The following is a 22,083-nucleotide window of genomic DNA, read 5'->3' as shown; positions in this document are numbered from 1 at the left end:
CGAGGAGACACCGATGCGAAGACTTCTCTCCTGTCTGGCCACAGGAGCCCTCGTCCTCACCGGTCTGGCCGGCGCGACCATCGCGACGGCGCCGCCCGCCGTCGCAGCGGAGTCCGGGACGTTCAACGTGCTGTCCTACAACGTCGCCGGGCTGCCGGAGATCCTCTCCAGCGCGTCGACCGACCGCGAGACCTCCACAACGGCGATCGGCCAGCGGATCGCGCCGTACGACATCGTGCAGGTGCAGGAGGACTTCAACTACCACGCCTATCTGTACGCGGGCGATACGAACCACGCCTACCGCACGCCCACCAGTGGCGGCGCCGGTATCGGCAGCGGGCTCAACACCCTCTCGAAGATCTCCTACGACGAGGACGACTTCGAACGGGTCCGCTGGGACTCCTGCCAGTGGGACTCCGGTGACTGCCTCACCCCCAAGGGCTTCACCTTCATGCGTGAGCGCCTCGCCGAGGGCGTGTACGTCGACTTCTACAACCTGCACACCAACGCCGGTACCAGCGACGGCGATCTGGCCTCCCGCGCGGACAACCTCAACCAGCTGACCGAGTTCATCCAGTCCCACTCGGCGGGCAACGCCGTGGTGGTGATGGGCGACACCAACACCCGTTACACCCGCTCCGGCGACACCATCGCCGAGTTCAACGCGAGCAACGGTCTCACCGACGCCTGGGTGAAGAACATCCGCGGCGGCGTGGCCCCGACCAAGGGCAGCGACGCGCTCGTCTGCGACCAGACCGGCGCCACCGTGCCCAACACCTGCGAGGTCGTCGACAAGATCCTGTACCGGGGCAGCAGGTTCGTCACCCTGGACTCGACGAGCTACAACAACGAGCACGCCAAGTTCCTGGAGTCCGGCACCGGGCTCATGCTCTCCGACCACGACCCGATCACCGCGTCCTTCAGCTGGAAGACGAACCCCGCCTACCAGTTCAGCGACCAGTTCGGCGGACCGCACGGCGACTACTTCACCGACGTCACCGGCGTGCCGTGGGGCGCCCAGGCCACCGCGATCTCCCTGCGCGCCGGTTCCCGGGTCGACCAGGTCGGGTTGACCTTGAGCAACGGGACGACACTCACCCACGGCGGGACCGGCGGTACGGCCTCGTCCCTGAGCCTCGGCAGCACCGAGTACGTGACCAGCGCGTACCTGTGCCAGGCCAAGTACAACGACCACACGCGGATCTTCTACGCCAAGTTCACCACCAGCCTGGGCCGTACGCTGGCCGGCGGCACCACCACGTCGGACTGCGTCATGCGCACCGCGCCCTCGGGGTGGCAGATCGCCGGGTTCCACGGGCGCACCGGCGACGAGGTCGACAAGGTCGGCTTCATCTACACGCCGAACGACTTCACGCTGGTCAACCGGGCGACCGGCAAGTGCCTCGACGTGAACGGCTGGTCGACCGCCGACGGGGCGAACGTCCAGCTGTGGACCTGCACCGGCGGCGCCAACCAGCGCTGGCGCATCGAACCGCTGGGCGACGGCACCAGCCGGATCGTCAGCACGGTCAGCGACAAGGTGCTCGACGTCAATGACTGCGGCACCGCCGACGGGACCAACATCCAGCAGTGGACCTGGTGGGACAACGCCTGCCAGCGCTGGACTCTCACCGACACCGACAGCGGATGGCAGCGCCTGACGAACCCCAACAGCGGCAAGGTCGCCGACGTGGCGGACTGCGGGAGCGCCGACGGCACCGACGTACGCCTGTGGTCGTGGCTGAACAACTACTGCCAGCAGTGGCAGGCACAGCCGTAGAGCGACCGACCGGCCGCTCGACCGATCGAGCCGACCAGTGGAGGCGATCCGCTGGTCGGCAGCCCGCTGTGCGGTGCGCGACGGGAGCGGCACGGGAGCGGCACGGGGGAAATGCATTGACCTCGGTCATGGACCGGGCGACCATCGCCCGGTGAAACCACTGAAGATCGTCGCGGGCGACGCGACCAATCCCCAGGCCAAGGGCCCGAAGATCATCGCCCATATATGCAACGACCTCGGCGGATGGGGCAAGGGATTCGTCCTGGCGATCTCACGTCACTGGCCCGAGCCGGAGCGTGAGTACCGCCGCTGGCACCGCGAGCGCGCGGGCAACGACTTCGCCCTCGGAGCAGTGCAGTTGGTCCAGGTCCGATCCGACATCTGGGTCGCGAACATGGTCGGGCAGCGCGGGATGAAGGTGGGCAGCGGCGGCCCGCCCATCCGGTACGACGCCGTCGAGCGCTGCCTGGAGGCGGTCGCCGAGCACGCCCTCGCCCACAACGCCTCCGTTCACATGCCCCGCATCGGCTGCGGCCTCGCGGGCGGCAAGTGGGAGCGTATCGAGCCGATCATCGGCAGGACGCTGGGTGAGCGCGACGTCGCCGCCACCGTCTACGACTACGCCTGAGACCGCCGCTCCCTGGCCATAAGCCAGAGGAACGTTCAGCCGGAGTAGCGTTCAGTCGGAGGAACGTTCAGTCGGAGGAGCGTTTCATCGCCGTGTCCAGATGGGTGATGACGACCGGCACGTCACCGCTCTCGGTCCGCCGGATCAGTTCCAGGGCCGGCCGGACGATACCAGCCGGACGTGCGATCAGTCGGGCGAGTACGGCGGCCCGGACGTCGAGGCGTTCGATAGTGACCGCGCGCTCCCGTTCGCTCTGGCCGGCGAGCAGGACGGCGTTGTACCAGGCCTCCTCTCGGGACTGTCGGACGCTGAAGTCGAGGATCTGCTCGTCGGTCCGGCCGCCGACCTTGTCCAGCAGCGACAGCAGGGGCGACAGGGCGTCGACCGAGTCCTGTACGGCCAGCACGACCCGCCCGAGGATGTCGTTGATCAGCAGGAAGTCCCGCCGCAGCCCCTGGATGTCCGCGCCCGGGGCGGTCCGGGCGGCGGCGACGGCCAGGTCGAGGTTGATGTGCGCGTTCACGCCGAGCAGCAGGTGCTGGACGATGACGGTGTCGGAGTCGTCCAGCAGCCCGAACGTCTCGCGCCAACAGCGCGGCCCGCTTCGGTCGCGACGCCAGGCGTCGTACGCCTCGAAGTAGCGGTTGCCGAAGTGCGTGTCGAAGCGGTCCATACGGGGGCCGTCGTCGAACTGCCCCTCCTGGATGGCCTTTCGGACCTCGACGGTCACCTGCCGGTACAGCGCGGCGAAGTATCCGATCCGGTCTCCGGTACGGACGGCCTCACGCACGATCCCGGCAAGGCCGTCGATGACATCGTCGATGTTCTCCGCCACCGTCACCATGGTCCGGCTCCCCCGCTCGCGGCTCCCTCGTCCCAGGACTGTAGGGCAAATACCTTGGCTGGAGGGGGAGTTGACGCTCTCTTGATGCGGGGCGGTGACCGAAGGGTCACCGGGACTCATGTGGTGGGAAGGGAGTGCACGCTCACGGCATAGCCGCCGTCTTGGTGGTAGGGGTCGCCGCTCCAGGTGGCGTAGCGCTGTCGGAGGGTCAGTCCGGCCTCCGTGCACCAGTGGTCGAAGTCCGTGAGGGTCACGGTCGGTTCCGGCAGCGGCAGGTGTGCCGCGTCCAAGCCCATGCCGGTGACCAGCAGGCCGCCGGGGCGCAGGGCGTTGGCCAGTTGCCGGACGACGGCTTGTTCGGTGCCGGGGGCGAGCAGCGGGATGACGTTTCCGGCGGCGAGCGCCAGGTCGAAGCCCGGGTTCAGGCCGAGTGTGTCCAGGCGGGCCAGGTCACCGAGGAGCCACTCCTGTGCGGGGGCGTCGCGGCGGGCAACGGCGAGCATCGAGGGGTCCATGTCCACGCCCGTGCAACGGTGGCCCAACTCCGCGAGCCGGATCGCGATCCGGCCGGTGCCGCAGCCCGCGTCGAGGATCCGGGCGGCGGGCTGCAGCAGCGCGGCGCAGAACGTGGCCTCGCCGTGGATGTCGTGCCCCGACTCGGCGAGCCGCGCGAAGCGCTTCGCGTACTCCTCTCCGGCCTGTCCGCCGGTCAGTTCCGCCCAACGGTCGCGTTGCCCGGTCATGTTCAGCGTGCCTTCCGATCAGTCTCGCCCGGTGCGGGCGAGGACAGTGCCGTCGCAGGTCGGAGGTCGTCGGTGCGGACCCCGTGCCTGCCATGAAGGTACACAGGGCAGGGATCTCGAACAGCGGCCCGTCGGCAGTCACTCTGGAGCCGCTCTGGAGTCGTTCTGGTCATCAGTGCGGGAAGCCGCGGGGTGGGCGGGTGACTATGGAGTCGCGGAACTCGGCGATCCGCGAATGGACCTGGCGCATCAGGTGGGTGTCCTCGATCCGGTCCAGGTAGAGGCAGCGGGCGGCCAGGCCCGGGAGGTCGAAGGCGAAGTACAGGGACATCAGCGGGTTCACGAACAGTTCGCTGCCCCGGGTGCGGTCGGTGAAGCGGACGTCGCCGAACGAGCCGCGCACGGCCGCCGCGATGGAGCCGTTCACGATGCTGGGGTGCTCCGGGGTGTGCCGCTGAGCGTGCGTCACCGCGTCGAGGTAGAGAGCGCCCTCGCGGGTGGCACGCGGTATCGAGAACGCACCGAGGTACGCGCCGTCCCGTTCCAGCGCGGCGATGTTCTCCAGTACCTGCACATGGTTCACCCCGTGGTACGCGTCCACGCCGAAGCCGACGGAGACGACGAGGCGGGTCGGTATGTCGTCCAGCGCGGCCAGCGCCGCCACACTGGCCAGGTCCTCCTCCGGAGTGCCGAGTCCGGCTTCGTCACCGCGCATCAGGATGTCCGTACCGCCGTCGACCAGCACCACGGCGTCGACGGAGTGCCGCTCGACCAGTGCCTGGTAGGCGGCTCGCAGCGGGCGCACCCCGGTCTGGGGGAAGGCGTACACGGTGCACGGGTAGCCGTGTTCGCGCAGCCACTGGGCGAGGGTCCGCTCGGGGAAATAGCTCTGGTGCAGAGCGGAGTCGGGAGTGATCGCGGCCAGGTCGGGGGCGACCCAGTCATCGATCGGAAGACCTTCGAGTGCGCTGAAGGAGAGGTTCGCAAGCTGCACCTGCTTGCCCTGGTGCACGAGGGCAAGAGCCAACGGCAGGCCGGAGTAGACGTCGAATCCGCCGCCCGCGCCCGCGACGAGAATCCGTTCGGCGTCGGCAAGCCGAGAGAACAGTGGGTTGGAGTGGAGAGACGTCATACCGATCATTGTCCCCGCTCCGCACAGCCGCCCGGCGCCCACGCCGACGCCGTGAGCGGGCGTACCGCCGGTTCGAGCAGTGCCAAGAATCGCTGTTGCGCGTCGAGGGCGACGCGGATACCGACCGGCATCGGCAGGTTCGGGCCTGCGTGTCCGAACTCGACGTTGCCGAGGACCGGGATGTCACGGTCGCTGAGGACGTCGAGGACGATCTCGCGCAGGGTCGGGGACGCGTCGGGCGAGTCGGGTCCGTCGATCCCCTCGATCCCGTCCGGGATGCCCACGACCATGCCGGAGATCCGATCGAGGATGCCTGCCTGCCGCAGTACCTGCAGATAGCTCCACACGTACGCCCCCATGCCTCCCGCCTCCTCGCAGAACAGCACCGCGCCGTCGAACCATTCGGGCGGCAGCGCGTAGGGCGTCGCCTGGTTGAGCACGATGCGGTTGATCACTCCGTCCGGAGGCGATCGCTGTGAGACCGCTGACGGGCCCTGAGTAAAGTCGCCCCATGGAATTCCGCAAGCTCGGCCGCAGCGGTCTGACGATCAGTGAGATCGCGTACGGCAACTGGCTCACCCACGGCTCCCAGGTCGAGGAGGACGCGGCGCTCGCCTGCGTACGAACCGCCCTCGACGTGGGGATCACCACCTTCGACACCGCCGACGTCTACGCGCAGACCCGGGCTGAATCCGTTCTCGGCCGGGCTCTGAAGGGCGAGCGGCGGGAGGGGCTGGAGGTCTTCACCAAGGTCTTCTTCCCGACGGGCCCCGGACCCAACGACAAGGGCCTGGGCCGCAAGCACATCATGGAGTCGATCGACAACTCGCTGCGCAGGCTGCAGACCGAGTACGTCGACCTGTACCAGGCGCACCGCTACGACCCCACGGTGCCGCTGGAGGAGACCATGGAGGCGTTCGCCGACGTGGTCCGTTCCGGCAAGGCCCACTACATCGGTGTCTCCGAGTGGACCGCCGGTCAGATCCGTCAGGCCCATGCGCTCGCCCGGGAGTTGCGTATCCCGCTGGTGTCCAGCCAGCCGCAGTACTCGATGCTGTGGCGGGTGATCGAGGGCGGGGTCGTGCCGACCTGCGAGGAACTCGGGCTCGGGCAGATCGTCTGGTCGCCCATCGCCCAGGGTGTCCTGACCGGCAAGTACGCGCCGGGCGCCCCGCTGCCGGCCGGGAGTCGCGCCACCGACGACAAGGGCGGCGCGGACTTCATCGGCCGGTTCCTGCGGGACGACGTCCTGGAGCGGGTCCAGCAGCTCAGGCCGCTCGCCGAGCAGGCCGGGCTGTCCCTCGCCCAACTGGCCGTGGCCTGGGTCCTGCAGAACTCCAACGTCTCCGCCGCCATCATCGGCGCCTCCCGCCCCGAGCAGGTCACCGAGAACGCCAAGGCCGCCGGGGTCAAGCTCGACGCCGACCTCATGCAGGCCATCGAGACGCTCCTCGCCCCGGTCGCGGAACGCGGCACCTCCGGCGCGGACCGCGACTGACGCACACCACACGCCACTCGCTCCGCGTGCGAAGGGGCTGCCCCGGTCGGGGCAGCCCCTTCGTGTTGCCTCGCCCGCCCCGGTGGCGGGGTGAAGCGCCTCAGTTCTCGGCCGGGGTGGGGGCCCGGGGAAGGCGCAGCCGGAAGCACGCGCCGAGGGTCCGCGGGGCGAGCGTGAGGGTGCCTCGGTGGCGGTGGGCCAGGTCTCGGGCGATGGCGAGGCCCAGGCCGGTGCCGCCGTGGTCGCGGGAGCGGGCGTCGTCGAGCCGGACGAAGCGCTCGAAGATACGCTCGGCGTCCTCGGTGGGTACGCCAGGTCCGTCGTCGTGGACCGTGAGGTCGACCCAGTCGTCCTGGTTGCGGATCGTGATCTGGATGCGGTGTGCGGCGTGCCGGGCGGCGTTGTCGATGAGGTTGCGCAGCAGGCGTTCGTATTCGCCGGGGTTCCCGTGGGCGTGTGCGGAGGCGGTGCTGTCGCAGGTGAGGGTCAACGGCCGTTCGGCGAGGGGGTATTGCTCGGTCAGCCGGGCAACGAGGGCGGTCAGGTCGACGGTGTCCGGGTCGGTGGTGGGGGTACGGGTGTCCAGGCGGGCGAGGAGCAGCAGGTCTTCCGCGAGGGCCTGGAGGCGGCGGGTCTGGCGTGCGGCGGTGGTGGCCGCGGCGGGCCAGTCGGTGCGTTCCGGGTAGGCGAGCGCGACCTCCAGGCTGGCCAGCAGTGTGGTGAGGGGGCTGCGTAGTTCGTGGGCGGCGTCCGCGACGAAGCGGCGTTGCTGGGCGGCGGCGTTGTCGAGGCGTTGGAGGGTGGTGTTGATGGTGGTGGCCAGGGCGGCGATCTCGTGTCCCGTGGCGGGGACGGTGACACGTTCGCGCGGGTCGCTCGGGGTGACCGAGGCGGTGAGGACGCGGATGGCTTCGACCGGCCGCAGCGCGATGCGGACGGCGAAGTAGGCGACGGCGGCGATCAGTACGAGGCTGACGAGCCCGGCGGGCAGGAGCAGGCGGCCGGTGGCCTTGGTGATCGCCTCGGCGGTGTGCGGGAGCACCACCACGTAGACCCGCAGCTCGGCGTCGGCGGCGACGCCCAGGGCGGCGGCCTCGTCGCCGCTCAGTTCGTCGGCGCCGATGTCCATGGACATGACGGTGTAGGTCCGGCCGGCCATGTCGAATCTGTCCCCGGGGCTGTCGGCTCGACGCTCCGGTATGCGCAGGGGCCGGATGGTCCAGCCCCCGGACCGCGCAGTCTCCGGTGGGGCGGGCAGCACATGGCGGGTGCCGGGAGCGAAGTCCTCCATACCACCGCCGTAGGCGACGGCGGTACGTCGGCCGGTCGCGACCACCTCGTACGGCACCGCGCTTCGGCGCACGGGGACCACGCCCTCCTTCAGCTGATCGGCGAGAGACAGGAGTTGCGTCTCGGCTTGTTTCTCGGCGATCCGCGTGCCCTCGCGGTAGACGTCGTGGTGTATCCACCAGCCGATGCCGGCCAGGATGACGGCGGCGGCCGAGGCGGCGGCCAGGGCCGCGCGCGCCCGTACCGAACGCGGCCACCAACGCAGGCGCGGCTCAGTCGCGTTCACGGTCGTCCACCAGCCGGTAGCCGCTGCCCCGTACGGTCTGCAGGGACCGTCGGCCGAACGCGGAGTCCACCTTCTTGCGCAGTGCGCTGACCCGCGCCTCCACCAGATTGGGGTCCTCGGCCTCGTCCGGCCACGCGTGGTAGAGCAGATCCGACTTCGAGACCGCCTGGCCCGCCCGGCGGGCCAGCAGCTCCAGTACGGCGAACTCCCTCGGGGTGAGTTCCACCCGGGCGCCGGCCCTGCGGCAGACCCGGCCGGCCACGTCCAACGAAAGGTCGCCCACGGCGAGGACGGGCGGGACGACCGTCGCGGCTCGTCTGGTCAGGGCCCGCAGGCGGGCGACGAGCACGAGGTAGGAGAAGGGTTTGGCCAGGTAGTCGTCGGCACCCGTGTCCAGTGCCTCCGCCTGGTCCCAGTCGCCGTCCTTGGCGGTGAGCACCAGGATGGGGGTCGCGTTGCCCTCCCGGCGCAGTTGGGCGCAGACCTTGTAGCCGTTGAGTCCGGGCAGCATCAAGTCCAGTACGACCAGGGCGTATTCACCGGTCCGGGCCATCCACAGTCCCTGCCGGCCGTCATGGGCGAGGTCGACGCTGTAGCCCTCGGCGGTGAGACCGGTGTGCAGGGTGTGGGCAAGGTCCACCTCGTCTTCGACCACCAGGATGCGCATGCGGTGCAGCCTCGCACAGCGCGGGCCCGCCTTCCTGATCGGTCGGTCAGGTTGGATCAGCATCCGGTCAACGAGGCCCGGGCACGCTGGCGGAGTTTCCCCGCCGCCGCTGAAAGGCCCTGTCACCGATGTCCGTTGCCGAACGTGGCCCCGCCGTGGCCAGGACGGTCTCACCGCCCGTACCCGCCCGCCGACACTCACCGGGCCCGGCCAAGTACGTCGTCGTCATCGCACCCTTCGTACTGACCCTCGTTCTGGGACTCTGGGGCATCCGCAGGCAGAACACCATGTGGGGCGACGAGTCCGTCACCTATCAGCTCGCGCACCGCGATCTCTCGCAGATATGGCTCACCGTCCAGCAGGTCGATCTGGTCCACGCCCTCCACTACGCCGTGATGCACGAGGTCTTCGACATCTTCGGACGAGGGCTGCTGACGTTGCGGCTGCCGTCCGTGCTGGCGATGTCCGTGGCGGCGAGCGGAGTCGCGCTGCTGGGGCTGCGGCTGGCGGGACCCCGTGCCGGACTGCTGGCCGGGCTGGTGTTCGCACTCCTCCCCCACGTACAGAAGTACGCGCAGGAGGGCCGCTCGTACGCCATGGTCTGTGCCCTGGTCACCTGGGCCACCTACGCGCTCGTGGCCGGGGTCGCGCATCGCACCCGATGGCGGTGGGCGCTCTACGGCACGACCATGCTGCTGGCTTGCCTCCTCCACGAGTTCGCGGTCCTCGCCCTGGTCGCACACGGCGTCACTCTGATCGTCTCCCGTGTGCCGCGACCCGTGTTGAGAGCCTGGAGTGCGGCTGTCGCGGGCGTGGTGGCCGGGCTGTTGCCGCTGGCGATCGGCAGTGCGGGGCAGTCGGGGCAGCTGTACTGGATCGACGGGCCGGTACGGCTTCCCGGATTCCTGGCCATGGTGGCCGTGGGCCTGGCCTGCGCCCTGGCACCCCTGGGGGCCGGAGGGCCGGTGCGGCTCTCCGCGCTGGCGGTACCGATCGTCGTTCTTCCGGGCCTTCTGCTCCTGATCGCCTCACTGGCCAAGCCGGTCTTCGTCGACCGGTACGTGCTCTACAGCAGTATCGGAGTCGCCCTGCTGCTGGGCGCCTGGCTGGACTACTTCCACCGGCTGCGGCGCTCTCCCCGCTACGCGTGGATCGCGGTGGTCGCCGTACTGACCGCACTGACCTCGCTCGTCCCTCCGAGCCTCGCCCTGCGGACGCCTCAGAGCCGGAGCAACGACGCCACCGCCATCGGCGCCGCCGTTCGCGAGCAGGGCCGTCCCGGCGACGGGCTGCTCTATCTCTCCGGCCAGCACCGGCTCCTGACCGGGGCCGACCCCGAGGACACCCGTTCGCTCGTCGATCTCGCGCTGGCACAGGATCCGGTTTCGTCGAACACCCTCGCGGGTGTCGAGCTTCCCGCCCCGGACATCGCGGCCCGCATGCTCGAATTCGACCGCATAGTCGCCGTCCGCGCGGCGGGGGCGCACGCGCTCACCAATCCGCAGGAGGAAGCGAAGACAAGCACCCTGCGGCGCCACTTCCGCGAGTACCGAACCACCCGTGTCCACGGGGCGCGCATCACCGTCTACGCCCGATCTCACGCCCCGTCCCCGAAGGCCGGGCCTGGGGCCGACGGCCCGGAAGCGGGCGGCGGGGCGACGAGGTGAAGTCGTAGAGCGGGCGTCGGCGCGGTCTCGGCAGCGTCACGACGAGCAGCAGCCCGGCGCCGGCCAGTACGGGCACCCGTGCGGGGCCGAGGTACGCCACCCCGGGAGCGCGGCGCCGCGTCCGCCGTCCGTTCCGCAATCGCAGCCGTCCGATTACCCATCCGTCCGGTCCTCGGGCGCCCTTCACGCGGCTTGTGCAGCGTCGCTTAAAGCACGTACGAATGGCTCCGCGGGTCAACCGGGGGGATCAGCAGGGGGATCAACCGGGAGGGTGGTACGGCTCCGCCGGCTACCTCACGGGGCCGAGGTCGCCCTCGACGACGGTCCGGGTGATCAGGGGTCGGTTCCAGAGGGCGAGGAGTTCGTCGGCGAGGTCCGCGACGGCCAGGGGGTCAGCGTCGTGGTGTGCCTCGATATGGGCGGCCAGCAGGCCGGGCGGGACTGCTCGGGCATCGAGGAGGGTGCGCCAGTCCTGCGGCGCGAGCTGCAGGAACTCCAGCCCGTTCAGCTCGGCGATCTCCAGGACATCGGCGAGTGTGTCCGGGTAGGCGGTGAGGGTCCGCAGCCTGGGCAGTCCCCTCAGGGGCGCGAGGCTGAACGGCGGACCGTCCCACACGCCGATGGACACGGCTTCCAGGCCGGGGTGCGCGGCGGCCTCGACGCTTCGCAGGCTCGATGCGTTGACCCAGGCAACGGCCGGCGGCTTCCCTGCCTCCCCAGTAGTGGCCTGCGCGCTGCGCCGGTCCAGTATCAGGTCGGTCAGGGAGTCGGCGACGAGGGTGGCGCCGATGTTCTCCTCATGGGAGAGGAAGATGACCTGTCCGGTGTGTCCGCCCGGGCCGGGTGTCAGATCGACGGCCAGCAGGTCGCCGCCGCCGTTGTGCCCGAAGACGATCCAGCCGGGCGAGCCGACCAGCCCCTGCACAGCGGCGTCGGGCCGGTTGTCGATCGCTTCCATCGCCGCGAACTGCCAGACGCAGTAGCGGTCCGTCGCTTCGGCGACGTACAGGTCCGCCAGCCCGAAGAGCTCGCACCGGGCCGCCTCGCAGTGGCGGCGGTCCGCCTCCTCGTCGTTCTCCCAGTCCTTCCAGTCGGCCCGTGTCACCCGGTAGAGCGCTGCCAGTTCGTCGGGCAGGGGGATGCCGAGACGGGCCTCCGCGGCGGCGATCTCGGCTTCCGTGGCACCGACGGCTCCGGGCAGCCGTTCGCGCAGTGTCCGCTCCAGCAGCACCGGGTCCGCCGACGCCGCCGTCACGGCCCCGGGAGCCGGGTCCGGCAGGCGGCGCCAGGGCTCGGGGAGCGCGCCCTCGACCAGGAGGAGCGCCCCCGGATGCACGCCACTGCCGGGCCCCACTGCCGCGTTGGGCCCGAGCAGGTGCAGCAGAGTCCTGCCCGTGGGCTCGACCTCCACCGCGAACGAGACGCCGTCGACACCGTCCGTCGCCAGAGCGTCGCGCACCCGCTCCACCGCGTCGTACTCCTCCTGCATGTCCTCTATCTGGGCGGCCCGGCCGGGCGGCGGCGACCGCCGCTTCAGCGGCACGCTCCAGCCGCCCTGTCCGATACTGCCCACCACGCGAGCGCCAGGGACGGCCAGCCGCTCCGCATGGGCCGCCCGCAGCAGCCGTAGCAGGGGCGCCCAGGTGGCGAAGTCGTGAGCTGAGGGAGCGGGGTTCTGTTGATCAACCATGCGCAGACCGTACTCGGCGGCACCGCGGCGACTGGACGAGCCCGCTGAACATGAACGGCCCGCCGCTTCGGGGGAGAGCGGCGGGCCGAACTGCCCCTCACGGTGCCACACCCTCGGGTGCGGCGCACGCCGGAACGGTGAACTTCGCTGCCGAGCGGGTTCCGGCGGGGGCCGGGCAACGAACAGGGCCCGTCCGGTGTACGGACGGGCCCTGTGTGTCGAGCGCTGGGCAGGCCTTGCACCTGCATTTCCCCGCAGGAAGCGGGGCGTCTTTCCTTGGACGACCAACGCACTGCCAGGCGGCCCGAGTTGGGCCGATCGGCTCAAGATCCAGTTTAGCGCATCCCAGGTGTGGTCCGCACCGTGCCGGTTCGGCGGTCCGGCGGCCGGCCAGGTCCGCGTAGCCGGCGGTCCCGCCGGGGTGAGGTCGCGCCTCGCCGAACCGCCCGGCCCACCTGGCCCGACTAGCCCGCCCAGCCCGCCTGACGCAGGAGGTCGGACAGGGCCAGCCGGGAGGAGACGCCGAGTTTGCGGTACACGCGGGACAGGTGGGTCTCCGCCGTGCGGGGGCTGAGGAAGAGCCGCTCCGCGATCTCGCGGGTGCGCAGTCCCGCCACGGCCAGTTCGGCGATCTGCCGTTCGCGGTCGCTGAGTGTGCCGAGGGGGTGGGTGCTGCGGCTGTCCGCCGACAGTTCGGCACGGACTTCGGGAGGACCTGGCGGACCGTCGACGGCGGCGGGCTCACCCGGATCGCCTGGGACGCGAGTTGCGTGTCCTCGACCACGTACTGCGTCCTGGGCGGCGACACCCAGGCCGTCACCGCGACCCGCGACGGCGGCGCCCACTGGTCCCGCACCACGGTCTCCGGCTTCCCCGCGGGCGACAACATGGACCTCTTCAACGTGTCCTGTGCGAGCCGTGGGCACTGCCTGGCGACGGAGTCCGGCGGGAACGGGAGGACCGCGATCGTGGTCAGCTGAGCGGCGCGGCGCGGTGCCACGGCCGACCGCGCGCGGCTCGTTCCAGGGGACGCGCTCCCGGAGCGGGGACTCATAGGGCCCGCCTATACGGGACATCGATTTTTGGTCGTGGACCCCTGCCGCGAGGGCCCGGTTCACTGTGGCCCAAGCCGGCGCGTGCCGATCGGGCTCGGTGTCGCGCGATCAGGGAGGTTGCAATGACGCATACCCCGGGCAACGAACGAGCCGTGCAGGCCGCGCGGATCGCGGCGAAGCCGTGGTACCGGCAGTTGTACGTCCAGGTGCTGGTGGCGATCGTGATCGGCATCGTACTGGGGTGGAAGTGGCCGGACCTGGCCACCGACATGGAGCCGATCGGCACGACGTTCATCACCGCGATGAAGATGCTCATCGGGCCGATCGTGTTCCTGACCATCATCGGCGGCATAGCTGGCGTCGCGGATCTGAAGAAGGTCGGGCGCACCGGCGTCAAGGCGCTGGCCTACTTCCAGATCGGCACGATCGTCGCCCTGCTCACCGGGCTCGTCGCGATCAACCTCTTCCGGCTCGGCGACGGCGTGCACGCCGATCCGTCGACGCTCCAGACGTCCGGCGACGCGAGCGAGTACGTCAAGACGGGTGAGCACCAGCACTGGTGGGAGTTCCTCACCAACATCGTGCCGAACAGTTTCTTCGGCCCGTTCGTCGAGGGGAACATCCTCCAGGTGATCTTCCTGGCCGTGGTCTTCGGCATCGCGCTGAAGCTGGTGGGCACGGCGGGCGAGCCGATCATCGCGAGCGTGGGCCGGCTGACCGAGGTCGTCTTCAAGGTCCTGTCCTTCGTGATGAAGGCCGCACCGCTGGGCGCCTTCGGCGCGATGTCGTACGCCATCGGCAAGTTCGGCCTGTCCACGCTCACCAGCCTGGGCTCGCTGATCATCCTCTTCTACGTCACCTCCGCCCTGTTCGTCGTGGTGGTGCTCGGCGGGGTGCTCGCCCTCTACGTACGGCTGAACATCTTCCAGCTCTTCCGCTACTTCAAGGAGGAGTTCTGGCTGATCCTCGGCACCTCGACCGCCGAGCCCGCGCTGCCGGGGCTGATGCGCAAGCTGCAGTTCATGGGCGCGGAGCGGTCCACGGTCGGTCTGGTGGTGCCGACCGGCTACAGCTTCAACCTGGACGGCGCCGCGATCTATCTGTCGCTCGCCACGCTCTACATCGCCCAGGCCACGGACACGTCCCTCTCCCCCGGTCAGCAACTCGGGCTGCTGGCCGTCATGTTGCTGACGTCCAAGGGCGCGGCGGGCGTCGCGGGCGGTGGCTTCATCGCGCTCACGGCGACGCTGTCGACGGTCGGTTCCGTGCCGGCGGCGGGCATCATGCTGATCTTCGGCATCGACAAGTTCATGTCGGAGTGCCGGGCCCTGGTGAACTTCTTCGGCAACGCCGTCGCCACCCTCTTCGTCGCGAAGTGGGAGAACGGCCTGGACCTCGAACGCGCGCGGGCGGTGCTGGCGGGCAGGGCGGGCGAACCGCCGACGTCCGCCGCAGCGGAGCCGGACGATGCCCTGCCGGACGGAGGGGAGGACTCCCGCCGGGCGCTGGATCATGTGTGAACACGTGTGACAGGGTGGAAGACGGCAGGTGACGCGGCCGGCCGTCGGTCCGCGACGGGGACGAGCAGACAGCCCCGGCAGCAGCCCCGAACGCTCCGAGAGGCATCGTGGACGCCCGGCAGTTGGAGTACTTCCTCGCGATCGTGGAGCACGGCGGCTTCAGCAGGGCCGCCGCCGCGCTCCACGTGGCCCAGCCGTCACTGTCCCAGGCGATGGCGAACCTGGAGGCCGACCTCGGGGTGGCCCTCTTCCACCGGGTGGGCCGGGGCGTCGTACTGAGCGAGGCCGGCCGGGAGCTGCTGGAACCGAGCCGGCGCGTCCTGCGGGACATGACAGCCGTACGGGACACGGCCGCCGCGCTCGCCGGGCTGCACGGCGGCACCGTCGAGGTCGCCACGATGCCCTCGCCCGGCATCGAACCCCTCACCACTCTCGTCCAGCGGTTCGCGGAGCTGCATCCGTCCGTCACGGTGAGCACCCAGGCCGCCTTCACCCCCGACGAGGTGATCTCCCTGGTCCGCAGCGGCGCCTGCGAGCTGGGCCTGCTGGGCAGCGCCGCCCCGGTCGCTCCGACCGGACTGGACATCCTGCATGTCGAGGACCAGCCGTTCGTGGTCGTCGCCGCTCCCGGCGGGACGATCGAGGACGAGGTGACCGTCCGACCCGAGGACCTCGCCGGGCAGAAGCTGATCGCCTCGCGCCCCGGCAGTCTGATGCGCAGCATCGTCGACGACGTCACCGCGGGCGGCACCGGCGCCCAGATCGTGACGGTCGTCGACCACCGCACGTCCATCCTGCCGCTGGTCCTGACCGGCGTGGGCGTCGCCGTCCTGCCCTCGTCCTGGACCCGGCTGGCCCGCCGGTGCGGGGCCGTGGTCGCCCCCATCGAGCCGACCGCGCACCTGCACGTGGCGATGGTCAGCCTGCCCGCGCACCTCACCCCGGCCGCCCGCGCCTTCCTCCAGCTGACCGGCTCGCTGGCCCGCCGCCGCGCCGCGGGCGCCTGATGTCCGGGGCCTGACGCCGAACCGATCGGCAGCGCCTATACGTCGCATCGAAACCTGGTCTTGGACGCCGTACGACCGCCCTGTGTTGACTCGGGAGCGACCCCACCACAGTCAGCCGGAGGCAGCCATGACCACCGCATCCCGCACGTTCCGTATCGCCGCCATTCCCGCCGACGGTGTCGGCGCCGAGGTCGTGGCCGCGGGCCGCGCCGTACTGGACGCGCTGGCCGCGGACTCCCGGGGGGCGTTCGCCTTCGACTGGGAGGAGTTCCCCTGGGGCTGCGAGTACTACGAGCGCACCGGAAGGATGATGGACGAGGACGGGCTGGAGCGGCTCAGGCCGTTCGACGCCATCTACTTCGGTGCCGTCGGCTGGCCGAACGTCCCCGACCACATCAGCCTGTGGGGCCTGCGTCTGAAGATCTGCCAGAGCTTCGACCAGTGGGCCAACATCCGCCCCGTGCACTTCCTGCCCGGCATCACCAGCCCGCTGCGCAAGGCCGACGACACCGAACTGGACTGGGTCGTCGTCCGTGAGAACAGCGAGGGCGAGTACGCCGGCCTCGGCGGGCGCAACCTGTCCGCCCGTGGCCACGGCGGCGAAGTCGCCGTCCAGTCGGCCCTGTTCACCGAGGTCGGCTGCGAGCGGATCATGCGGTTCGCCTTCGACCTGGCGCGTACCCGGACGGTCAGGAAGGTCTCCTCCGTCACCAAGAGCAACGCGCAGCAGTACGGCATGGTCCTGTGGGACGACGTGTTCAAGCGGGTGGCCGCCGACTACCCGGACGTCGAGACCGAGAGCGTCCTCGTGGACGCGATGTCCGCGAAGTTCGTGCTGCGGCCGGAGGACCTCTCCGTCGTCGTCGCCTCCAACCTCAACGCCGACATCCTCTCGGACCTCGGCAGCGCCCTCGCGGGCAGCCTGGGTCTGGCCGCCAGCGCCAACCTCAACCCCGAGCGGCGCTTCCCCAGCATGTTCGAGCCCGTCCACGGCTCCGCGCCCGACATCGCGGGCCAGGGCCTGGCCAACCCGATCGGCGCGGTCGGCAGCGCCGCCCTGATGCTGGACCACTTCGGCCTGCCCGACCAGGCCGCCCGCCTCAACAGGGCGATCGAGGCGACCACGGCGGCGGGCATCCTCACCCGCGACGTGGGCGGCACGGCCACGACCGCGGAGGTCACCAAGGCACTCATCGACGCCCTCGCCTCCTGACCGCCCGCCGCCGGTTCCGGCGTCGGTGCCGGTGTCGGGGGCTGGTGGGTGCGGAAGACTTCTGCTGTCCTCGGTACCGGTGCGCCGCCGGGCCGGAGCGGGCAACGGAGTATCGAGGAGCGTGCGCATGAGGGTCCTTCTCACCGGCGGGTTCGGCTTCCTGGGACAGCGGGTGGCCGGCGCGCTGCTCAAGCGGCGGACCCTGTGCGGTGCTCCCATCGAGCGCCTCGTGCTCGCCGACCGGGTCGTCCCGGCCGAGTCGGCGCTGGTCACCGACTCGCTGGTGGACGTCGTGCACGGCGACCTGCACCAGCACTTGGAGGAGATCTTCGTACAGCCGGTCGACGTCGTCATCCACCTGGCCTCGGCGGTCTCCGCCGAGTGCGAGGCCGACTTCGACCTCGGTATGAGCGCCAATCTCGACACCACCCGCGCGCTGCTCGACACCGCCCGCGCGCAGTCGGCGGCGGGCGGCCCGGTGCCGCGCCTGATGTTCTCCAGCAGCATCGCGGTCTACGGTTCCGATCCCGCACTGCCCCTGCCGCCCGTGGTCAGCGAGTCGACGCTGCCCACGCCGCAGTCCAGTTACGGGGCGCAGAAGCGCGTCTGCGAGCAGCTGATCGCCGAGTACACCCGGCGGGGCTTCGTCGACGGGCGGGTGGCGCGGCTGATGACCGTCTCGGTGCGGGCGGGCAAGCCCAACGCCGCCGCCTCCGGCTTTCTGTCCGGCATCGTCCGCGAGCCGCTCGCCGGGCTGCCCGCCGTCTGCCCGGTCGGCCCCGAGCTGCGCGTCGCCCTCGCCTCGCCGCGTCGCACCGTCGAGGGCATCCTCCGTATCACCGAAGCCACCCTCGACGGCGGGCTGCCGGTCAACCTGCCCGCGCTCACGGTCACGGTCGCCGACATGCTGGCCACGCTGCGCCGGGTGGCCGGTGACGCCGTCGCCGACCTGGTGACGGTCGCGCCCGATCCCGCCGTCGAGGCCATCGTGGGCTCCTGGCCGGCCGTCTTCGACAGCACCCGTGCCCTCGCGCTCGGCCTGCGGCCGGACGAGAGCTTCGAGTCGGTCGTACGGGCGTACGTCAGGGATCACCCCGACGCCGTCACGGTCCCGCACTGAGAGTCACCGACCCGGAGTACTAGGCTGGTGTCAGGGTCCTGGAGACAGGGAAAAAGGGATCATGGCGATTGGGGGCGAGCCCATGTCCGGACGGCCCCGGCCGTCGATGGCGGATGTCGCGCGGCACGCCGGCGTCGCGCCGCAGACCGTCTCTCGGGTGTCCAACGGTCACACCAATGTCGACCCGACGACCCGGCAGCGGGTCGTGGCGTCGATGGAGGCGCTGGGGTACCGGCCGAACGGGGCCGCGCGTGCGCTCAAGAGCGGGCGGTTCAACACGATCGGTGTCATCACCTTCACGCTCAGGACGTTCGGCAACACGCGCACCCTCGACGCCATCGCCGAGGAGGCCGCCCGCGCCAAGTACGCCGTCACCCTCATCCCCGTCGCGGACCCGACCATGGGCAGGGTCTCCGGTGCGTACGACCGGCTCAGCGAGGCCGCCGTCGACGGGGTCATCCTCATCTTCGAGGCGCATCTGCTGGACGACTCCGAGTTCAGTCTTCCGCCCGGGGTCCCGATGGTCGTCGTCGACTCCGACACCGGTCCCGGTTACACCGTCGTGGACACCGATCAGGCGCTCGGCGCCCGGCAGGCCACCGAGCATCTGCTGGAGCTGGGGCATCGGCAGGTGTGGCACATCGCCGGGCCCCCCACCTCGTTCTCCGCGGCCCACCGGGTCGAGTCCTGGCGGCGCACCCTCCAGGACGCCGGAGTCGTACCGCCCCCGGTGCTGTACGGGGACTGGACCACCAGGTCCGGGTACCGGCACGGGCTGGAGCTGGGGCGGCGGCCGGAGGTCACGGCGATCTTCGCGGCGAACGACCACATGGCGCTCGGTGTCATGCGCGCCCTGCACGAGCTGGGCCGGCGGATTCCCGAGGACGTCAGCGTGGTGGGGTTCGACGACATGGAGGAGGCGCACGCCTTCTGGCCGCCACTGACCACCGTACGACAGGACTTCGCGGCCGTCGGGCGGCTCAGTCTGCGGAAGCTGCTGGGCAAGATCGGCCGTACGGGGCCCGATGTGGTCGACAAGACGCTGGTGCCGACCCGGCTGGTGGTCCGGGCGAGCACGGCGGCGCCGCCGGCCTCGCCCTGAGGCGAAGCGCGGCGGCGCCGGTCGGCTGTCGGCGGGATGCGGTGCCGGTGTCAGCTCCTGTTCCACTGCTGGTTGCTGCTGCCGTTGCAGTACCAGACGTCGACCGAGGTGCCGTTGCCGGTGCCTCCTCCGGCCGCGTCCAGGCAGAGCGCCGGGTTGGCGACGCTGGTCACGGAGAGGTCCGCGTTCACGTTCCACTGCTGGGCCGTCGTACCGGCGCAGTCGTTGATGACCACGGGGTCGCCCGCCGTCGCGCCGGTGCCGCCCACCGTCATGCACTTGTTGCCGTAGACGGTGAGTTGTTTGTCCGCGTTCCAGTTCCAGATCTGGTTGCCGCCGGAGTTGCAGTCCCACAGGTCGAGCTGGGTGCCGTTGGTCGTGCTGAAGCCGGGTACGTCGACGCAGCGGCCGGAGCCCACTCCGCGCAGGACCTCGCCGGGGGGCGCGGGCGGCAGGTCGTTGACGGGCGGGGTCTTGCCGAAGCCGTAGCCCCAGCGCAGCAGGGCGACCCCGGTGGCGCTGTTGTCGACGAGGTTGCCCTTGGCGTCCAGCGACTCGATGGAGTAGGCGTCGTTGAACCTGAGCCCCGGCCAGTAGACGAGCCCCATGCCCTTGCTGCGGGCGGTGTTGGTCACGGCAGCGAGGTACGAGGTGTAGATGTTGCCGTTCCAGGCACCGTAGTTGAGGCCGATGGTCATCGGGGAGCCGGCCTCGTCGATGACGGTCCGGCTCGCGTACTTGCCGATGCGGGCTTCGAGGTCGGCGGTCCAGTCGGCCTGCGTGGTGTGGCTGGCCCAGTAGCCGTAGAAGTGCAGTGAGAGCAGCGTGCCCTTCAGTTCGCGGGCGGCGCCGACGCCGGTGACGTTGTCGTTGTAGCCGGTGCCGCTGATCACGACCCGGCCGCGCGGGACGTCCTTGTGCTGGGCGAGCCAGCCGCTGGTGACGGACACCCACTGGTCCAGGGTGTAGCCGTGCGGCTCGTTCATCGGCTCGAAGTAGACGCGCGGGTTGTGCTTGTACTCCCGCACAACCGTGTTCCACATCTTCTTCCAGGCGGCCGTGTCGTCGACCAGCCCGTCCTTGCTGGTGTTGGCCTCCCAGTAGCTGACGATGACCTTGTCGCCGTAGGCCGTGGCCGCGTCGATCGTCGCCCGGTACGACTTCCACCAAGTGGTGCCCACGGACGACGGGTTGATCGGCAGCCGCAGGGTGTTGGCGCCCAGGTTCTTCTTGAAGCCGCGCACCATGCGGTCCGTGGTGCGGTACACGGTGCGGTAGTTGTCGGTCAGCGACAGCCCGCTCGGCACCACGGCGTCGGCGGCGTAGTTGTCGCGCGGGTCGGCCCAGTTCACTCCGCGGAAGTCACTGGTGCCGCCCTTCGCCGCGGGCTTGCCCGGCGCGTGCGAGGCGGTCTTCGCCTCAGGGGCCGACTGGGCGAGGGCGGGAGCCGGGGCGGTCAGGAACATGAGTGTGGCGCCAAAACCGGCCATGATCACGCTGGCCAGTCTTCTAGACCTCGTCCGGGTCTTGGTCATGTCGTCTCCAGTGACGGATATCGCTGCGGACGGAGTGCGGGTTCACCGGCCGAGCCGAGGCACCGACGAACCTGGATCCGGATACTGACGGCTCCCGGACCCATACAAACCGGCCATGGTTACGTAACCATGGCCGGACACTCGCACGTCGTCGGCCCTGTTGACAAGACCTGTGGCGGTTCCGGAATGCGTCGCGGCGGCTGCCTGGTGCGCCGGTGGAGAGCGAGGTCGCCCCCGGTCGGGGCACATCACCTTGCCCGGAAGCCGCCCCGACCGGTGACTCTCCGGACGCTTCCGCCCGGGCCGTTCGTACACTGACCGCCTGACCGGGCATGAGGAGGTGCTGGTGGGTGAAGTCGGCAGAGCAGGGACGTCCTGGAGGGCTGTTCGTCGGGCTGTGCACTCTTGATGTCGTCCAGCTCGTGGACCATGTGCCCGGCGCCAACCAGAAGTTGACGGCGCGTCAGCAGACGGTGGCGGCGGGCGGCCCGGCGGCGAACGCGGCCGTGGCCTTCGCTCACCTGGGTGGTACGGCGAGGCTGCTCACCGCGATCGGTTCCCATCCGCTGGGGCTCGCCGTCGCGGCGGATCTCGACCGGCTGGGTGTGGGCGTGTCGGATCTCGCGGCCGGGTCCGTCGAGCCGCCTGCCGTGTCCTCCGTCCTCGTGACCGCGTCCAGCGGGGACCGTGCCGTCGTCTCGACCAACGCGACGGGCCACCGGCTCGTCCCGCCCGCCGGTCTCGACGCCTTGGTGGCGGCCTGCGACATCGTCGAGTTCGACGGGCACCACGGGGAACTGGCCCTGGCCGCCGCGCACTTCGCACGTGCCGCCGGGCGCTGGACCGTGCTGGACGCGGGCAGCTGGAAGCCCGGCACCGAGAATCTGCTGCCGTTGATCGACGTGGCCGTCTGCTCGGGCGACTTCCGCCCGCCCGGCACCCGCACGCCGGCGGACGCCCTGCGGTTCCTGCGGGAGCACGGGGTGCGGTGGGCGGCGGTCAGTCAGGGGGCGCGGCCCATCAGGTGGGCGGGTCCCGACAGCGAGGGCTCGGTGGAGGTGCCCGCCGTCCCGGTGGCGGACACCCTGGGCGCGGGCGACGTCCTGCACGGAGCACTCACCCATCACCTCGCTCTTCGCCAAGACCCCCTGGACTCAAGGGACTTCGCCGATGCCCTGCGCGGTGCGGCGGTGGTGGCCTCCCGGGCGTGCGCGTCGTTCGGGACGCGGGCGTGGATGAACGGGGAGTGACGGATTCGACGACGGGACGGCTCCGCGCAGGAGTGGCGTGCGGCAGGTCGGCCGGT

At 70.6% G+C, this 22,083-nt stretch carries 20 protein-coding genes and 1 pseudogene; 12 read left to right on the top strand and 9 right to left on the bottom strand.

The window, feature by feature from the left end; translation table 11 throughout:
* Positions 1 to 13: 13 nt before the first annotated feature.
* The 3 genes and pseudogenes from CW359_RS46355 to CW359_RS08785 form a co-directional block, all read left to right on the top strand.
* A pseudogene (locus CW359_RS46355) lies at positions 14 to 1,360 on the top strand (jacalin-like lectin); the annotation flags it as partial.
* Positions 1,352 to 1,780, top strand: coding sequence for an RICIN domain-containing protein (locus tag CW359_RS46350; RefSeq protein ID WP_269805584.1), 429 nt, complete (start codon positions 1,352 to 1,354; stop codon positions 1,778 to 1,780). The pseudogene CW359_RS46355 and the gene CW359_RS46350, both read left to right, overlap by 9 nt.
* Positions 1,781 to 1,931: 151 nt before the next feature.
* A complete protein-coding gene (locus CW359_RS08785; protein WP_105969204.1) occupies positions 1,932 to 2,408 on the top strand; it encodes a macro domain-containing protein in 477 nt (158 codons plus the stop codon).
* A gap of 67 nt (positions 2,409 to 2,475) precedes the next feature.
* Here CW359_RS08785 and CW359_RS08780 read toward each other — a convergent pair whose 3' ends face one another.
* The 4 genes from CW359_RS08780 to CW359_RS08765 all read right to left on the bottom strand — a co-directional run bounded on the left by CW359_RS08780 (position 2,476) and on the right by CW359_RS08765 (position 5,582).
* Positions 2,476 to 3,252, bottom strand: a complete 777-nt coding sequence (locus CW359_RS08780; protein ID WP_105969203.1) for a DUF5995 family protein — start codon at positions 3,250 to 3,252, stop codon at positions 2,476 to 2,478.
* A 116-nt stretch (positions 3,253 to 3,368) separates the two neighbouring features.
* Positions 3,369 to 3,995, bottom strand: a complete 627-nt coding sequence (locus CW359_RS08775; protein WP_105969202.1) for a class I SAM-dependent methyltransferase — start codon at positions 3,993 to 3,995, stop codon at positions 3,369 to 3,371.
* A gap of 172 nt (positions 3,996 to 4,167) precedes the next feature.
* Positions 4,168 to 5,127: a DUF1152 domain-containing protein gene (locus CW359_RS08770; RefSeq protein ID WP_105969275.1), complete on the bottom strand. Its 960-nt coding sequence runs from the start codon at positions 5,125 to 5,127 to the stop codon at positions 4,168 to 4,170.
* Positions 5,128 to 5,132: 5 nt separating this feature from the next.
* Positions 5,133 to 5,582, bottom strand: coding sequence for a hypothetical protein (locus CW359_RS08765; protein ID WP_232838303.1), 450 nt, complete (start codon positions 5,580 to 5,582; stop codon positions 5,133 to 5,135).
* A 56-nt stretch (positions 5,583 to 5,638) separates the two neighbouring features.
* Here CW359_RS08765 and CW359_RS08760 point away from each other — a divergent pair, with 56 nt between their 5' ends.
* Positions 5,639 to 6,625, top strand: a complete 987-nt coding sequence (locus CW359_RS08760; RefSeq protein ID WP_105969201.1) for an aldo/keto reductase family protein — start codon at positions 5,639 to 5,641, stop codon at positions 6,623 to 6,625.
* Positions 6,626 to 6,725: 100 nt separating this feature from the next.
* Here the strand turns inward: CW359_RS08760 and CW359_RS08755 are convergent, their stop codons facing one another.
* Positions 6,726 to 8,201, bottom strand: a complete 1,476-nt coding sequence (locus CW359_RS08755; protein ID WP_105969200.1) for a sensor histidine kinase — start codon at positions 8,199 to 8,201, stop codon at positions 6,726 to 6,728.
* Positions 8,188 to 8,868, bottom strand: a complete 681-nt coding sequence (locus CW359_RS08750; RefSeq protein ID WP_105969199.1) for a response regulator transcription factor — start codon at positions 8,866 to 8,868, stop codon at positions 8,188 to 8,190. The genes CW359_RS08755 and CW359_RS08750 overlap by 14 nt, the downstream gene beginning before the upstream one ends.
* A gap of 128 nt (positions 8,869 to 8,996) precedes the next feature.
* On the opposite strand from CW359_RS08750, the gene CW359_RS08745 reads away from it, so the two are divergent.
* Positions 8,997 to 10,535, top strand: a complete 1,539-nt coding sequence (locus CW359_RS08745; protein WP_105969198.1) for a glycosyltransferase family 39 protein — start codon at positions 8,997 to 8,999, stop codon at positions 10,533 to 10,535.
* Between the two features lie 289 nt (positions 10,536 to 10,824).
* Here the strand turns inward: CW359_RS08745 and CW359_RS08740 are convergent, their stop codons facing one another.
* Both CW359_RS08740 and CW359_RS46345 read right to left on the bottom strand, forming a co-directional pair.
* The gene (locus CW359_RS08740) at positions 10,825 to 12,225 is read right to left on the bottom strand and encodes an SMI1/KNR4 family protein (protein WP_105969197.1); all 1,401 of its coding nucleotides are present in this window, start codon (positions 12,223 to 12,225) and stop codon (positions 10,825 to 10,827) included.
* Between the two features lie 464 nt (positions 12,226 to 12,689).
* Positions 12,690 to 12,917 (bottom strand): response regulator transcription factor, encoded by a 228-nt coding sequence (locus tag CW359_RS46345; protein WP_269805583.1) that lies wholly within the window; start codon positions 12,915 to 12,917, stop codon positions 12,690 to 12,692.
* Between CW359_RS46345 and CW359_RS46340 the strand changes: the two genes are divergently transcribed.
* The 6 genes from CW359_RS46340 to CW359_RS08710 all read left to right on the top strand — a co-directional run bounded on the left by CW359_RS46340 (position 12,891) and on the right by CW359_RS08710 (position 19,242).
* Positions 12,891 to 13,205, top strand: coding sequence for a hypothetical protein (locus tag CW359_RS46340; protein WP_232838301.1), 315 nt, complete (start codon positions 12,891 to 12,893; stop codon positions 13,203 to 13,205). The genes CW359_RS46345 and CW359_RS46340 overlap by 27 nt on opposite strands.
* Positions 13,206 to 13,402: 197 nt before the next feature.
* Positions 13,403 to 14,800, top strand: coding sequence for a C4-dicarboxylate transporter DctA (gene dctA, locus CW359_RS08730; RefSeq protein ID WP_232838300.1), 1,398 nt, complete (start codon positions 13,403 to 13,405; stop codon positions 14,798 to 14,800).
* A gap of 107 nt (positions 14,801 to 14,907) precedes the next feature.
* A complete protein-coding gene (locus CW359_RS08725; RefSeq protein WP_105969195.1) occupies positions 14,908 to 15,807 on the top strand; it encodes a LysR family transcriptional regulator in 900 nt (299 codons plus the stop codon).
* A gap of 127 nt (positions 15,808 to 15,934) precedes the next feature.
* A complete protein-coding gene (locus CW359_RS08720; protein WP_105969194.1) occupies positions 15,935 to 17,020 on the top strand; it encodes a tartrate dehydrogenase in 1,086 nt (361 codons plus the stop codon).
* Positions 17,021 to 17,147: 127 nt separating this feature from the next.
* Positions 17,148 to 18,140 carry a D-erythronate dehydrogenase gene (gene denD, locus CW359_RS08715; RefSeq protein ID WP_105969193.1) on the top strand — a complete coding sequence of 331 codons (993 nt, stop codon included), beginning with the start codon at positions 17,148 to 17,150 and terminating at the stop codon, positions 18,138 to 18,140.
* 61 nt (positions 18,141 to 18,201) lie between these two features.
* Positions 18,202 to 19,242: a LacI family DNA-binding transcriptional regulator gene (locus CW359_RS08710; RefSeq protein ID WP_105969192.1), complete on the top strand. Its 1,041-nt coding sequence runs from the start codon at positions 18,202 to 18,204 to the stop codon at positions 19,240 to 19,242.
* Between the two features lie 50 nt (positions 19,243 to 19,292).
* Here the strand turns inward: CW359_RS08710 and CW359_RS08705 are convergent, their stop codons facing one another.
* On the bottom strand, positions 19,293 to 20,777 hold the full coding sequence (locus tag CW359_RS08705; RefSeq protein ID WP_105969191.1) for a ricin-type beta-trefoil lectin domain protein: 1,485 nt from the start codon (positions 20,775 to 20,777) through the stop codon (positions 19,293 to 19,295).
* Between the two features lie 350 nt (positions 20,778 to 21,127).
* Here CW359_RS08705 and CW359_RS08700 point away from each other — a divergent pair, with 350 nt between their 5' ends.
* A complete protein-coding gene (locus tag CW359_RS08700; RefSeq protein WP_232838299.1) occupies positions 21,128 to 22,027 on the top strand; it encodes a PfkB family carbohydrate kinase in 900 nt (299 codons plus the stop codon).
* The last annotated feature ends 56 nt before the right edge of the window (positions 22,028 to 22,083 follow it).

It is taken from the genome of Streptomyces geranii (genome assembly GCF_002954775.1).
Classification (GTDB): domain Bacteria; phylum Actinomycetota; class Actinomycetes; order Streptomycetales; family Streptomycetaceae; genus Streptomyces; species Streptomyces geranii.
Note: the sequence above shows the minus strand (reverse complement) of the source record. Positions and strands in the feature narration are given on the sequence as shown.

Excerpts from the sequence above, each read along its gene's own strand:
- CW359_RS08780 (WP_105969203.1), bottom strand. The coding sequence starts at position 3,252 with ATGGTGACGGTGGCGGAGAACATCGACGATGTCATCGACGGCCTTGCC.
- CW359_RS08775 (WP_105969202.1), bottom strand. The coding sequence starts at position 3,995 with ATGACCGGGCAACGCGACCGTTGGGCGGAACTGACCGGCGGACAGGCC.
- CW359_RS08770 (WP_105969275.1), bottom strand. The coding sequence starts at position 5,127 with ATGACGTCTCTCCACTCCAACCCACTGTTCTCTCGGCTTGCCGACGCC.
- CW359_RS08760 (WP_105969201.1), top strand. The coding sequence starts at position 5,639 with ATGGAATTCCGCAAGCTCGGCCGCAGCGGTCTGACGATCAGTGAGATC.
- CW359_RS08750 (WP_105969199.1), bottom strand. The coding sequence starts at position 8,868 with ATGCGCATCCTGGTGGTCGAAGACGAGGTGGACCTTGCCCACACCCTG.
- CW359_RS08745 (WP_105969198.1), top strand. The coding sequence starts at position 8,997 with ATGTCCGTTGCCGAACGTGGCCCCGCCGTGGCCAGGACGGTCTCACCG.
- CW359_RS08740 (WP_105969197.1), bottom strand. The coding sequence starts at position 12,225 with ATGGTTGATCAACAGAACCCCGCTCCCTCAGCTCACGACTTCGCCACC.
- dctA (WP_232838300.1), top strand. The coding sequence starts at position 13,403 with ATGACGCATACCCCGGGCAACGAACGAGCCGTGCAGGCCGCGCGGATC.
- CW359_RS08720 (WP_105969194.1), top strand. The coding sequence starts at position 15,935 with ATGACCACCGCATCCCGCACGTTCCGTATCGCCGCCATTCCCGCCGAC.
- denD (WP_105969193.1), top strand. The coding sequence starts at position 17,148 with ATGAGGGTCCTTCTCACCGGCGGGTTCGGCTTCCTGGGACAGCGGGTG.
- CW359_RS08710 (WP_105969192.1), top strand. The coding sequence starts at position 18,202 with ATGGCGATTGGGGGCGAGCCCATGTCCGGACGGCCCCGGCCGTCGATG.
- CW359_RS08705 (WP_105969191.1), bottom strand. The coding sequence starts at position 20,777 with ATGACCAAGACCCGGACGAGGTCTAGAAGACTGGCCAGCGTGATCATG.